At 68.9% G+C, this 13,675-nt stretch carries 13 protein-coding genes and 1 riboswitch; of the genes, 7 read left to right on the forward strand and 6 right to left on the reverse strand.

From position 1 onward, the window contains the following. Positions 1-32 precede the first annotated feature (32 nt). From NM962_03015 to NM962_03025, 3 genes are read right to left on the reverse strand one after another with little or no spacing between them, the layout of a single operon-like run. Positions 33-1,943: a hypothetical protein gene (locus tag NM962_03015; protein ID UVO13137.1), complete on the reverse strand. Its 1,911-nt coding sequence runs from the start codon at positions 1,941-1,943 to the stop codon at positions 33-35. Positions 1,944-1,988: 45 nt separating this feature from the next. Further along, positions 1,989-2,789: a dienelactone hydrolase family protein gene (locus NM962_03020; protein ID UVO13138.1), complete on the reverse strand. Its 801-nt coding sequence runs from the start codon at positions 2,787-2,789 to the stop codon at positions 1,989-1,991. A 14-nt stretch (positions 2,790-2,803) separates the two neighbouring features. Then, positions 2,804-3,739 (reverse strand): esterase family protein, encoded by a 936-nt coding sequence (locus tag NM962_03025; GenBank protein UVO14529.1) that lies wholly within the window; start codon positions 3,737-3,739, stop codon positions 2,804-2,806. A gap of 153 nt (positions 3,740-3,892) precedes the next feature. On the opposite strand from NM962_03025, the gene NM962_03030 reads away from it, so the two are divergent. The 6 genes from NM962_03030 (at position 3,893) to NM962_03055 (ending at position 11,014) form a co-directional block, all read left to right on the forward strand. Further along, positions 3,893-4,522 (forward strand): TetR/AcrR family transcriptional regulator, encoded by a 630-nt coding sequence (locus tag NM962_03030; GenBank protein ID UVO13139.1) that lies wholly within the window; start codon positions 3,893-3,895, stop codon positions 4,520-4,522. Positions 4,523-4,535: 13 nt separating this feature from the next. Beyond that, positions 4,536-4,675: riboswitch (cobalamin riboswitch) on the forward strand. A 9-nt stretch (positions 4,676-4,684) separates the two neighbouring features. Beyond that, positions 4,685-6,673: a magnesium chelatase subunit D family protein gene (locus NM962_03035; GenBank protein UVO13140.1), complete on the forward strand. Its 1,989-nt coding sequence runs from the start codon at positions 4,685-4,687 to the stop codon at positions 6,671-6,673. Continuing rightward, on the forward strand, positions 6,673-7,287 hold the full coding sequence (gene cobO, locus NM962_03040; protein ID UVO13141.1) for a cob(I)yrinic acid a,c-diamide adenosyltransferase: 615 nt from the start codon (positions 6,673-6,675) through the stop codon (positions 7,285-7,287). The genes NM962_03035 and cobO overlap by 1 nt, the downstream gene beginning before the upstream one ends. Positions 7,288-7,291: 4 nt before the next feature. After that, entirely contained in the window at positions 7,292-9,646 is a 2,355-nt protein-coding gene (locus NM962_03045; GenBank protein UVO13142.1) for a cobyrinate a,c-diamide synthase, read from the forward strand. Continuing rightward, the gene (locus NM962_03050; GenBank protein UVO13143.1) at positions 9,643-10,566 is read left to right on the forward strand and encodes a cobalamin biosynthesis protein; all 924 of its coding nucleotides are present in this window, start codon (positions 9,643-9,645) and stop codon (positions 10,564-10,566) included. Before NM962_03045 ends, NM962_03050 begins: the two co-directional genes overlap by 4 nt. Positions 10,567-10,576: 10 nt before the next feature. After that, positions 10,577-11,014 carry a GNAT family N-acetyltransferase gene (locus NM962_03055; protein UVO13144.1) on the forward strand — a complete coding sequence of 146 codons (438 nt, stop codon included), beginning with the start codon at positions 10,577-10,579 and terminating at the stop codon, positions 11,012-11,014. Positions 11,015-11,019: 5 nt separating this feature from the next. Here NM962_03055 and NM962_03060 read toward each other — a convergent pair whose 3' ends face one another. Further along, positions 11,020-11,382 carry a hypothetical protein gene (locus NM962_03060; protein ID UVO13145.1) on the reverse strand — a complete coding sequence of 121 codons (363 nt, stop codon included), beginning with the start codon at positions 11,380-11,382 and terminating at the stop codon, positions 11,020-11,022. Positions 11,383-11,493: 111 nt separating this feature from the next. Here NM962_03060 and NM962_03065 point away from each other — a divergent pair, with 111 nt between their 5' ends. Further along, positions 11,494-12,879: an HNH endonuclease gene (locus NM962_03065; GenBank protein ID UVO13146.1), complete on the forward strand. Its 1,386-nt coding sequence runs from the start codon at positions 11,494-11,496 to the stop codon at positions 12,877-12,879. Positions 12,880-12,885: 6 nt separating this feature from the next. On the opposite strand, the gene NM962_03070 is transcribed toward NM962_03065, so the two are convergent. After that, a complete protein-coding gene (locus NM962_03070) occupies positions 12,886-13,311 on the reverse strand; it encodes a nitroreductase family deazaflavin-dependent oxidoreductase (protein UVO13147.1) in 426 nt (141 codons plus the stop codon). Between the two features lie 14 nt (positions 13,312-13,325). Beyond that, a complete protein-coding gene (locus tag NM962_03075; protein UVO13148.1) occupies positions 13,326-13,616 on the reverse strand; it encodes an antibiotic biosynthesis monooxygenase in 291 nt (96 codons plus the stop codon). Positions 13,617-13,675 lie beyond the last annotated feature (59 nt).

The raw sequence follows: 13,675 nt of genomic DNA on the forward strand, positions 1-13,675 counted from the left end.
GGGTCAACACCAGGCAACGCTACCAATCATGACTACGGCTCTCGGCGACGCTCGATCAGGACACTCAGCTCGGCGAGGTCGGGTACTCCGCTGCCGGCGGTAGCGGCGTGCGAGAGCTCGCCGATCGAAGTCGGCTCGAAGAGCGCGCGGACCTGATCCGAGAGGCCCCGACACGGCATGGCCACGCCATTGGGCGTTCGGGGATCATCCGGATCGGCCCGGAAGAACGGATCTTCGACGAGCGCACCGGCCGACCGCCGCCGATCGCTCGGGCCCAGGGCCCGCATCTCCGCCCAGTACTCGGCCAACCAACGCTCGCCGAAACATGTCCAGCCCGGCGGCGGATCCGCATGGTCGGGCGCCATGACGCAGCGGTACAACGCCATCAGGTGGGCACGGACGGTCGGTTGATGCAGCACAGCGCAGTCGAGTTCGGCGTCGCACTCCAGCGAGCGCCGGTTCATGTTGGCCGAGCCGCACACCAGCAGCCGGTCGTCGTAGGTCTGCACCTTGGCGTGCACATAGATGCCGACGTCGGCGTCGCGATTCCACAGATCGAACACCTTGACGCGCAAGCGCGCATCGGGATGCAGTGCCCGCCACAGGGTTTGCAAAGCGGACATCCGCAGCGGCAGTTCGCCGGCGGCCTGCGTCGTGCCGTAGGGCGGCAGGACGATCATCAGGTGCAGCGTCGGCACGGCGTTCAGCCGCGTCGCCAACAGGCGTGCCAGCGGCACGCTCCAGAAGTACTGGTCCCAGATCGTGATCAGCTCAGTCGCCCGGGTGACCGCCTTCGCAATCCCGGCCATCACGGTGAACTCGCCGCGCCGAAGCGGCCACCCGGTCGCGGTCGCACGCAGCGGAATGGTCCGCCACAGCTGGACGGTGGCCGCGCCGGCGGCCGGTTCGGGCTCGGCCGGCGCCAGCGGGTACATGCCGCCGTCCGCGCCCGGGCGGGTGATCTGCACCTGGTCCTTGTGCCGCGGCGCCGGGTTCCGGTCGAACACCCGCACGTCACCGTGCAGCGCCCACCGCTCGGCGAACTGCTGCTCCAGCGTGGCGACGACGGGGCCCCGCAGTTCCAGGTGTTGGTCATGCCAGTGGCGGTTTCCCCGCCCGTAGACCTGCTGCGGCAACGCCTCGGGGAACCGGCCGCTGTCCCAGACCGGGTAGTCCCGCGGGTAGCCGACGGTGACACAGGTCTGCCCGCCGAGGTGTTTCTGCTGGGGCCAGCCGTCCTTCGGCCGCGGGATCTGCGCACCCGATTGCCAGTCGCCGATGCCGTGCGGTCCGGTATCACGACCGAAGTCGCGGCGTGAGAATGCGAGGTCTATTCCGCCGCAGTACGCGACGTTGACCGCGCCCACCCGCACCACGATCGCCTTCTGGTGCAGAGCGGCGCTCTCCGGCCGCGCAGTGCGTGAGTCGAGCGCGACGATGCCGCGGCCCTTGCCGCCCAGTTGCCGGTCGAAGTCCTGGACTGCGGCGGCGATGCTCACGTGCTCGGCCACCAGCGGTTGCAGCTCGGGCGCGGCGTCCGTCTGATCCGTCGTCGGCGTCCACAGCAGCATCCGCACGTCGATACCGGCGGCCATCATGCGAAGGACGAAACCGAGCACCGTCTGGTCCCGTTCGACGACGGCGCTGGGGTCCCAGGGTTGCGCCCGGCCCGGATCGAGGTCGCGCAGCGCGTTGACCTTCAGCCCGGTCAGGTAGACGTGGCCCTTGGCGGCGCCGGTGTCCCGGTTCGCCTCGGCGATGGCCGCTTCGAAGGTCTCGCACATGGCATTGAACGTGTCGTGGCCGCCGATCATCGGCCGGACCGAGCAGTCCCGGTCCCACGGGGGTCGCCCGGCGTGGGCCCGCGCCGCCATCGCCGTGCCGTCTCCCCACGGCCGCCCATCGCCGTTGGGTGCACCCGCGTCGGCGGCGGCAAACGTCAAAAGCCAATCAGCCTCAGCCCCAGAGGATGTCACCGCTGCCCTCGCTTACCCCTGCAACCGTTCGGTGAGGAACTGCACCACCCGTTTGCGCGCCTCGTAGGCAGGGTGGCCGTCGACCTCGCGGACCTGATCGGTGAGCACCGAATGCGCCATCCGGGACAGCTCGTCCGGATTGCCCGGCGAGGAGTCGATCTCGATCACCTCGAAGGCATCCCCCAGCCGGGCTTTCAGCGTCGCGAAGCGGTCGCCGGGGGCCATCTTGTCCTCGCTGAACCGCAGGCCGAGGGCGCACAGCCCGGCGGTGGCGGCCCGGTCGGCGACCACCCCCAACTCGACCTCGGAGAGTCCGGGGTCGCGGCGCTGTTTGAGGGTCAGCGGGAGGGGCACGGATGGTTGGCTGAGCACCGGGGCCAGCACGGCGTCGTCGACAGCAGCGGCCAGCGCGAAGCCGCCGGTGAAGCATTGCCCGATCACCCCGACGCCCTTGCCGGGCGTCTTCTCGTTGAGGTCGCGGGCCAGCGCCCGCAGAAACTGGGTGACGGGGCGCTGCTTGTCGGTGGCGAATGCGGCGAATTCCCGGGTAACGCAGGCCCGGGCGATGGTGGTCAGCGCATACCCGGGTGTGACCGCCTTACCCGGCTCGCCGAACAGCGAGGGAATCGCCACGGTGAACCCGTTGTCCACCAGGTGATTTCCCAACGCCAGCACACCCGGGTGAATCCCGGGGATCTCCGGGATCAGCACCACCCCGGGGCCTTCGCCTTTGCGGTACACGTCGTGGGTGAAACCGCCGCCGGTGAACGGCGTCGCGATCCATCCGGTCAGGTCTGCTTGCGGTGCGGTCATTTTCGATACCCCTTTTAGTCCAACGGTCCATTCGGCGAACGAGTCAGATATCCGACGAGATCGGACTTCATGGCCCGCAGCTGATTTCCCCAGTAGGTCCAGTTATGGATACCACCACGGGGGAAGTCGAAGTGGGCGTTTGTGCCCCCAGTTGCGGCGTAGGCGTCGGCGAACCGTTTGTCCGAGCCGATCACCTGGCCTTCGATGACACCGCCGGAGAGGACCTCCAGGCCGTTGCGGCCGTTGTCCAGTTCGGTGGCATCGCCGCTGCCGCAGTAGATCCACAGCCGGGTGTTGTCGGCGACGAGCTTGTCGATGTGCAGGTACGGATCGTTGCGCTCCCATGCCGGATCGTCGTCGGGTCCCCACATGTCTTCGGCGTTGAAGCCGCCGGCGTCCCCCATGGCGATCTTGATCTGCCATTTCTGGTCGGACGGGTGCAGCGGCGCCGACAGGGCCGCGGCGTAGACGAACTGCTGGGGATGGTAGATCGCCAGGGTCAGCGCCGACGGGCCGGCCATGGACAGTCCGACGACAGCATTGTCGGTCGGCGAGATGCCCTTGTTGGCGGCCAGCCAGCGGGGCAGCTCACTGGTGAGGAACGTCTCCCACTTGTAGGTCCAGACACCGTCTTTGCCTTTGGCTGGCCGGTACCAGTCCGCGTAGTTGCTGGACTGGCCGCCGACGGGCATGACCACCGAGACTCCCGACTGGTAGTAGTCCTCGAACGCGGTGGTCTCGATGTCCCAGCCGCTGTAGTCCTCCCGCGCGCGCTGGCCGTCGAGCAGGTAGACCGCGTTGGGTCCGCCGGGCTGAAACTCGACGGTGATGTCGCGGCCCATCGACGGCGATGGCACCCGCAGGTACTCCACCGGCAGCCCGGGCCGGGAGAATGCGCCCGCCACCGCCGACCCGCCGGTCAGCCCAGCCGGCACCGCCAGCAGCACCATGGCCGCGGCCACCGAACCCGCCCAACGCGCCTTCTGACGGAACGTGGGGAAACCCATCGTCAGCCTCCTTCGATCAAACGATGTTTCAAACGATGTATGACGAACGGTAGCGGGCCTGCGCAACGGACGCAAACGGTGTTTCAATACAGCGCTATGACACGTGACACCCGGGCGATGCTTCTCGACGCCGCCGAGCAGGTGCTCCTCGAGGACGGCCTGGGCGCGATGTCGATGCGCCGCGTCACGGCCGTGGCCGGCGTGAACCTCGCCGCGGTCAACTACACGTTCGGCAGCAAAGAGGCGCTTCTGGAAGCGCTACTGATGCGGGTGATGGAACCGGTGCTGACCGAACGGGCACGACGGCTCACCGAGGTCGAACGAACCCCGGGACACACCATTGAGGACCTGGTGCGGGCATTGCTGGAGTCAATGCTGCGCGTCGACGCACGGCATGTGGCGCTGTACGTGGAGGTGAGCGTCAAGCCGCGGTTGGGCGGCGAACGCGCCCAGTTCGAGCAGACCAGGCTCGCCTCGGTTCAGGCCGGAATCGACCAGATGGTCACGGCGCTCGCACCGCTGCTGCCCGGCCAGCCCCGCGAGGCATTGGGATTCCGGGTCGAGCGACTGCTCAAGATGGCCGCCGTCCAGGTACTGGACGACGTCGGGCTCGCCGCGAAATACCGGCTCGACCCCGGTGACACGCATCAGGATCTCATCGACGATCTCGTGGTATTCCTCGCCGCGGGGCTGGCGGCCCCCACCCCGTTGCGCGTTCGGCGCTGAGCCGGTCTGCCGGCACCGAGGCCGGTGTTAGGGTATCGGCGCGAGGTGCCAGGGAAGCCGGTGAGAGTCCGGCACAGGCCCGCTACGGTGTTCCGCGGTGCGCTCCGTGCGCCTCGGTCAGTCCGATTACCGGCTTCGCGTAACACACGAGCGGAGCCTCAGATGCAGCAGCTGTACCCCTTCCCTGCCGTCCTCGGCGGCGATCCGGACGCCCCGGGCGGTCTGGACGACATGGCGCTGGCGCTTGTGCTGAGCGCGATCTCCCCCGGTATCGGCGGGGTGCTGATCCGCGGCGAGAAGGGCACCGCCAAGTCGACGCTGGTTCGCGCGCTTGCCCAGGTGCTGCCGCCGATCGATGTGGTCGCCGGTGACCGGTTCTCTTCCGATCCCGCTGAGGCGCACCCACTCTCCCCCGACGGGCCGTTCCCCAGCGACGCCGCCGTCGAGACCCGTCCGGTGCGGCTGGTGGAGCTTCCGGTCGGCGCTACCGAGGACCGGGTGGTGGGCTCCATCCACCTGGAGCGGGCGCTGAGCGCCGGCACCGTCGACTTCGAACCCGGGCTGTTGGCGCGCGCTAATCGCGGCATCCTCTACGTCGACGAGGTCAACCTGCTGGCCGACCACCTGGTGGACCTGCTGCTGGACGCCGCGGCGATGGGCCGGCTGACCGTGGAGCGCGACTCGGTGTCGGTCAGCCACGCCGCCCGTTTCGTGATCATCGGGACGATGAATCCCGAGGAGGGCGAGCTGCGCCCCCAACTACTTGACCGGTTCGGTCTGACCGTCGAGGTGTCTGCCCCGCGCGATCCGGTGTTGCGGGCCGAGGCGGTACGGCGGCGGCTGGCCTTCGACGCCGACCCCGATGGTTTCGCCGCGACTTACTCCGCGGCCGAAGAACGGCTGCGAGCCCGGATTCATCAAGCCCAGGAACTGCTGCCGCAGGTGGCGCTGACCGACCCGGCGCTGGTGAAGATCGGCGAGATCTGCGCGGCGTTCGACGTCGATGGCCTGCGCGGCGACATCGTCTGTGCCCGCACCGCGGTGGCTCATGCGGCGTGGCAGGGACGCAACGCGGTCAATATCGAGGACCTGCGGGTGGCCGCCCGGTTGGCCCTGCCGCATCGGCGGCGACGCAAGCCGTTCGACGCGCCGGGCCTCGATGAGGCCGAACTCGACGAACTGCTGCCACCGGAGGAGCCCGCGCCCCACCCGGACGGTCCGGAGCCCGATGGTCCGGACCCCGACGGTCCACCGGAAGGTGGTTCGCCGCCGCCGGAACAACAGCGCGGGCCCGCACCGACCGGGCACTCTGAGCCCGGCGCCACCTCGACGGTCGGCGCCGACTCCCCGTACCGCGCAAGGCTCTTTTCGGTCGACGGTGTGGGCGAGGGGCGCGCCGGCCGGCGCAGCAGGGCCCGCACCAGCTCCGGTCGCCGGGTGGGCGCCACCACCTCCGGCAACACCGGCGGGCTGCACCTGTTCGAGACGCTGCGCGCCGCTGCGCCGCATCAGGGCGCCCGGGGCCGTGCTGAAGGCCGGATGCTCCTGCAGGCGAACGATCTTCGTCGCGCCGTCCGGGAAGGCCGGGAGGCCAACCTAGTGCTGTTCGTGGTCGACACGTCCGGGTCGATGGCCGCCATCGAGCGGATGCGCCATGTCAAGACCGCGATCTTGTCCCTGCTGCTGGACGCCTATCGTCGTCGGGACCGGGTGGCGGTGGTGACGTTCCGGGACACCAAGGCGGAGGTGGTGTTGCCCGCGACCGGCTCGGTGGAGATCGCCGCCGTCCGGCTCGACGAGTTGCCCGCCGGCGGCCGCACTCCATTGGCTGAGGGCCTTTTGGAGGCCGCCGAGGTGATCCGCCGGGAGCGGCTGCGCGAGCCGGCCTGCCGCCCGCTACTGGTGGTCTTGACCGACGGGCGGGCCACCGCCGGTGCCGACCCGGTCGCACGGTCCCTTTTTGCCGCCGACCAGCTTGCCTCTCAGGGATATTCGGCCGTCGTGGTGGATTGCGAGAACGGCCGGATGCGACTCGGGTTGGCCCGAACGTTGGCCGAGCACTTGCGGGCCGAGTACGTCCCGCTGCCGCAGGTCAGTGCCGAGGCACTGACCGACGTCGTCCGCGATGCCACCGGAAGAGGAGCCGCCTGATGCCGCAGGGACAACCGTTGACGGTGCCCGACGACAACCTGACCACCCGCCAGCGCCGCAACCGGCCGCTGTTGATGGTGCACACCGGCGACGGCAAGGGGAAATCCACTGCCGCATTCGGATTGGCGCTGCGCGGCTGGAATCAGGGCTTTGACATCGGGGTTTTCCAGTTCGTGAAATCCGCGAAATGGCGGGTCGGCGAACAGACCGTGCTCGAGCGGCTGGGCGCACTGCACGCCGAGACCGGTGAGGGCGGCCCGGTGCAGTGGCACAAGATGGGCTCGGGCTGGTCGTGGAGCCGCAAGGCCGGCGGCGTGGAGGATCACGCCGGCGACGCCGCCGAAGGCTGGGCCCAGATCAAGGAACGCCTGGCGGCGCAGACCCACGACCTGTACATCCTCGACGAGTTCACCTACCCGATGGGCTGGGGCTGGGTGGATGTCGACGACGTGGTGGAGACCTTGGCCAACCGGCCGGGCCACCAGCACGTCGTGATCACCGGCCGGCGCGCCGATCCGCGGTTGATCGAGATCGCTGACCTGGTCACCGAGATGACCAACATCAAGCACCCGATGGACGGCGGCCAGAAAGGCCAGCGCGGCATTGAGTGGTAAGGGCATGGTTCATTCCCTTCCCCGTCTGGTCATCGCCGCACCCGCATCCGGGCATGGCAAGACCACGGTGGCGGTCGGGGTGATGGCAGCGCTGTCCGCCCGCGGCCAACAAGTCAGCGGGCACAAGGTCGGCCCGGACTACATCGACCCCGGCTATCACGCGCTGGCGACCGGCCGGCCGGCCCGCAACCTGGATCCGTACCTGGTCGGCACCGACCGGATCGTGCCGTTGCTGCTGCACGGCGCCGCCGGCGCCGATGTCGCCGTGATCGAAGGCGTGATGGGGCTTTTCGACGGGCGCCTGGGCACCGACGGTGAGGCCTCTACCGCCCATGTAGCGGCATTGACGGCAACCCCGGTGGTGCTGGTCGTCGACGTCTCGCACGCCTCCCGGACGCACGCGGCGGTCGTGGCGGGCCTAGCCGGTTTCGATCCGGCGGTACACATCGCCGGGGTGGTGCTCAACAAGGCCGGCAGCGCGCGGCACGCTGATGAAGTCGTTGCCGCGTTGCGCCCCAGCGGCATTCCGGTGCTCGGGGTGTTGCCGCGCGACACCGGAGTGCAGACTCCGTCGCGGCATCTCGGGCTGGTGCCGGCGGCCGAGCGCGACGAGGCGGCCGCCACGACTGCTCGACTTGCCGAGCTGCTGGCGCAGTACGTCGACTTGGACGCGCTGCTGGCGGTGGCGCGACGTGCTCCGGAACTGGTTGGCAGCGCCTGGGATCCGGCTGCCGAGGTCAGCGCACCGTCCGGGCGCCGGCCAGTGGTGGCCGTCGCCGCGGGACGCGCATTCACGTTCGGCTATACCGAGACCTTTGAGCTGCTACGCGCCGCCGGGTGCGAGGTGGTGAGCTTTGACCCGCTCATCGACACGTTCCTGCCGGCCGGTACTGCGGGCATCTACCTGGGCGGCGGGTTCCCCGAGGTCTACGCCGAGCATTTGGGAGCCAACACCGCGCTGTTGGGCGCGCTGCAGGCGGCGATCGCGGCGGGAGTGCCGACCGTCGCCGAGTGCGGCGGGCTGGCCTACCTGTGCCGCCGGGTGGGCGATGACGCCGGGGTCGGGGCGTTGCCGGGTTGTGCGGCCATGACCCCGCGCCTGACGCTGGGCTATCGGGAGGCCACGGCGGCGGTCGACAATCTGCTGGCGCGAGCGGGAGATCGGGTCACCGGGCACGAATTCCACCGCACCCAGGTGGTTTTCGATGAGGCCGTCAGCGCGGCCTGGCAGCTTCCCGACGGGCCGGACGGTTTTGCCTCGACCAGCCTGCATGCGTCCTACCTGCACACCCATTGGGCCGGGCATCCCTTACTGGCGCAGCGGTTCGCCGACGCGGCGCACGGTTTGGCCGGCCCGGATCTGCACCATCACGGCGACGTCGAGGCCGTTCCGGGGTTGCTCGATTTCGCGGTCAACGTCTACGCCGGGCCACGCCCGGACTGGCTTGAGCACGCCCTGCATGCCTCCCTGGACGACGCGGTGGCATACCCCGAGGTATCGGCGGCCCGCGCCGCGTTGGCAACTCGGCACGGTCTCAGCACCGCCGAGGTGCTGCCCACGGCGGGCGCGTCGGAGGCCTTCGACCTGGTCGCTCGCATGCGGCCGTGGCGTTGCCCGGTGGTGGTGCATCCGCAGTACACCGGCCCGCATGCCGCGCTGACCGCCGCCGGTCACACCGTCGGCACGGTGCTGTGCCGGGCCGACGACGGCTTCGCTCTGCATCCGAACGCGGTGCCCGAGGACGCCGACCTCGTCGTCGTCGGTAACCCGACCAATCCCACCGCGGTGTTGCATCCGGCGCAGACGCTGCGTCAGCTGTTGCGTCCGGGCCGGGTGGTGCTGGTCGACGAGGCGTTCCTCGATGCCATTCCCGGTGAGCCGGAAACCCTGTCCGGGGAACGTCATTCGGGGCTCCTGGTGAGCCGCAGCCTGACCAAGCACTGGTCCATCCCAGGGGTACGCGCGGGATATCTGCTCGGTGATCCCGCGCTGCTCGCCGAGGCTGAACGACTGCAGATCCCCTGGTCGGTGTCCGCCGCGGCGGTGGCCGCCATGCTGGCCTGCTCGGATGAGCGGGCGGTACGCGAAAGTGACCGCCGGGCTGGGCAATTGGCATCCTGGCGGGCGCACCTGGATGAGGGACTCGCCATGCGCGAGGTGCGGTTCGTCGCAGGCTTGGCCCCGTTCGTTTTAGCCCAGGTCGGCTGCGGGGTCCATGCGGCATTGCGCGAGCACGGTATTGCCGTGCGGCGCGCCGACACTTTTCCGGGCCTGGATGACAGCTGGGTGCGGATCGCGGTACGGCCCCCGGACCTGACCGATCAGCTGCTGGCCGCGCTTGACCGGACGCGGCGGTGATTGCGGCCCGGGCACTCGGGCTGGCGCTCGGCTACGCCGTCGACCGCGCTTGGGGCGATCCTCGGCGACTGCATCCGGTTGCCGGATTCGGGACGTGCGCGCTGGCGTTGGAGCGGCGGATCTACCGCGACGATCGAGCAAGCGGGGTCGCCAACGTCTTGGTCTTGGTCGGCGGCGTCACCGGTCTGGCGTACGCGGGCGAACGCTTCGCTCGAAACCCATTGGCTCGCACCGCACTGACCGCCGTCGCTACCTGGGCAGTGCTCGGCGGCCGGTCCCTGGAACGCGAAGCCGAAGCCGTGCACGCCTTCCTGGCCGCCGGCGACCCGGACTCGGCCCGGACCCAGGTCCGCAACCTGGTCGGCCGTGACACGACCGCGCTGGGACCCGACGAGGTCGCGCGTGCCGTCGTCGAATCCGTGGCGGAGAACACCTCCGACGCGGTGGTGGCATCGCTCGTGTGGGGTGCGGTGGCCGGCGTTCCGGGCCTGGTCGCGCACCGAGCCGCCAACACGCTGGATGCGATGATCGGGCACCGCAATACCCGCTACGACCGGTTCGGCTGGGCCGCAGCACGATTGGATGACGTGCTGGGATTGCCGGCCGCCCGGTTGAGCGGTGTCCTGGCTGCTGTTCTGGGCCCTGATCCCGCTAGTGCGCTGCGGGCGTGGCACCGCGACGCCCGGCACCACCCCAGTCCCAACGCCGGGGTGGTCGAGGCCGCCTTCGCCGGGGCGCTGGGGCTGCAGCTCGGCGGGGTCAACACCTACTACGGAAATCGGCGTGAAGATCGCGCGCGGATGGGCTACGGTCGGGCGCCTGCGCCGTCCGATATTCCGCGGACGACGCGGCTGGCCCGGCGGGTGGGCGTGGGCGCCCTGCTCACCGCGGTGGCGTGGTGTCTGACCCGAGGCGGATGAGGAGGTAGCGGTGGCGGCCCTCGACGGTGTTGAGTTCTTAACCGATGCTGCGCGGGTGGATCGAGATTGGCTCTGGAACGAGCTGGTCGAGCACACCTATTGGGCGAAGTACCGCACCCGCGCCATGTTCGACCGTCAGCTCGACAGCGCGTGGCGCACGGTGGGCGCCTACCGGGCCGGTGACGGAGCAATGATCGGTTTCTGCCGCGCGGTGTCCGACGGTGCTGCCTTCGCGTATCTGGCTGACGTCTATGTCTCTCGTGATCAGCGCGGCCAGGAGGTCGGCAAGGGGTTGTTGCGGACGATGATCGACGAGGGCCCCGGTCGCGACTTTCGGTGGACGTTGCATACCGCTGACGCGCACGGTCTGTATGAGCAATTCGGCTTCGCCGCTCCCGACGCGACATATATGGAGCGGCCGTCGCGGCTGGCGCACGTCCGGGACTGACACCTTCAGGTGTGCGTCAGCTCCTCGGCGTGGCACTTTTCGCTCGACCGGATATCACTGGCAGCTGTCGATTTCAGCCGCCATGTCGTGACCAGCCCGTCGGGGCCGGTCTGTTCGCCGGCACCGAGTGCTTCGCCGATCAGCTGCCGCACGCGTGGCTCGTCGGCGGGTTCCGTGGCGAACAGCACCCGCAACACCACTTCGTCGCCCACAACGTGATTGGCGACGTGGTGGGGTGCAAGCGGGCACGGCGGCGAATGATCCCAGCTGCCGCACAGCGCTTCGGCGATGGCTCCGCCGGGCGCATTCGGGCTACCGCCGGGCTCCATCACCACGACCGCATCGTGGGCGTAGGCATGGCGAACCATGGGTCGCGATGCTACGGGATTTATCCCCAGTTGCGGGTTGATCCACAGTCCGGGTTGCCGGCAGCCTCCGGTTGGGGGTTGTTGTCAGAGGCGGTTTTTAGCGTCAGGGGTATGGCAACAGCCTTGGGCGCGATTGGGGCGCGGGAGCAGATCCGGTCTGCTCTCGATGCCATCGATGCCGCCCAGGAGGTGTTGCTGTCGACCTCGACGGATCTGGTGGGCAACGACTTTCGGATCGACATTGCCGACCGGCTGGAAACCCAGGAGCGGGTGAATCGCGGGCTGATGTACCGAATCTTCGGGGAACTCGCCGACCCGCCCGATGGTGAAGGATCCCTCGCGGCGGTCCGGGCCGCGCTGTGGAAGCGGCTGCGGATCACCCCACGCGAGATCACCCGGCGCTGCCGCCTGGCCGCCCGGATCCGGCCGCGGCGTTCTCTGACCGGTGCCGCGATCCCACCCGAGCTCCCGGCCCTGGCCGCCGCGGTCGAATCCGGTTCGATTGGGGAGGACCACATTCGTGCGATCTGCCAAGCCGTCGATATCCTGCCGGGATCGGTCACCCCGCCCCAGATCGCACAGGCCGAGGCCGCCCTGGTCTCCCACGCCACCCGTGTCGATGCCGGCGTCCTCACCAAGATCGGGCAACGCATCGCCGATCACCTCAACCCCGACGGCCTGTTCAGCGACCGCGACCGGGCACGGCGGCGCGCCCTGGTCCTGGGCCGGCAAGGCCCCGACGGCATGTCGAAACTCACCGGACTTCTCGATCCCCAAGCCCGCGCCTACTTCGAAGCGGTTGCCGCCGCCGTGCGACCCGGACGCCACCTGCCCGATCCTGCCGATCCAGCCGCCGCAGACTCCCGCACCGCGGCGCAGCGCAGCCACGACGCGTTCAAGCTGGCCCTGTCCACCGCTATCGCCTCCGGCAAACTCGGCACCCACCGCGGCCACCCCGTCACCGTCGTGGTCACCACCACCCTGGCCGAACTCAACCAAGCCGCCCACGCCGCATGCGATTCATCGGTCCCGATGCCACCACCAGCACTCACCGGCGGCGGATCCCGACTGCCCATGCGGGATCTGATCGCGATGGCCGCCAAGGCGATCCACTACCTGGCCGTCTTCGACGACCACACCACACGCCCGCTGTACTTAGGCCGCCAGAAACGCATCGCGACCGCCGATCAACGATTGATGTGCTACGCCCGTGACCGGGGTTGCACCCGCCCGAACTGCCTGGTACCGGGCTATCACTGCGAGGTACACCACTCCCGCCCCTGGGCCAAAGGCGGGCGCACCAACGCCGATGAACTGTTCTTCGCCTGCGGATGCGATCACACCGACGCCACCGACGGCCACCAACAGACCCTCGTCACCAAAACCGGCCGCCTCGGCTGGACCGACGGCACCGGACCACCCCAAATCAACCACGCCCACCACCCCCAAGAACTCCTGCGGGGCGACACCGACCCACCCGCCGAAGGGGTGGCCTAGCCAGCATCAGGCTTCGGTTCTGATCAGCTCCAACACCGGGATGACCCGCTGGGTCCGTTCGCGGTAGGTGGCGAAACCCGGGTAGCGCTGCGCCTGAATCCCATAGAGCCGATCATGTTCCTCGTCGGTGATCTCGGTGGCCGTAACCGCAAAGGTGTCGGTGCCGAGTTCGACAGTCGCCGAGGGGTTTGCCCGCAGGTTGTGATACCAGCTCGGATGGTTGTCCTTGCCCTCGTTGGACGCAAACACGATGATCCGGTCGCCCTCGGGGAGATACATCATCGGGCTGGTGCGCTGCTGTCCGGACTTGGCCCCGGTGGTGGTCAACAACAGCACCGGTGCCCCTTCGAACCGACCACCCAATTTCCCACCGCTGCTGCGAAACTCGGCGATATTACCGGCGTTGAACTCCAAAGTTCGCTGTGCGTCCACGGTCGACCATCTCCCTAGTCAATTCCCACGAAGTGCTCGATCACCGGCGGGGACTCGTAGAAACCGTGCAACAGCGCACGCCACTGCTCGAATTCCGGGGACTTCCGAAATCCCTCGGTGTGCGCCTCAATGTTCTCCCACTGCACCAGCAACAGGTAGAGGTTCGGCGACTCGACCGACCGGGACATCGAAATCCCCAGGAATCCGGGCTGGGCGGCGATCAACGGGCGCGCCTTGGCGAACGCTGCTTCGAAGTCGGCTTCGCTGCCGGGCCGGATGGGCAGTACTCCATGTTCCACAATCACGCCTGCCAGTGTGCCCGACATAGTGTGGCCTGGATTACCGCCTAAAGACTCTTGTCTGT

It is taken from the genome of Mycobacterium sp. SVM_VP21, assembly GCA_024758765.1.
GTDB lineage: Bacteria > Actinomycetota > Actinomycetes > Mycobacteriales > Mycobacteriaceae > Mycobacterium > Mycobacterium heraklionense_C.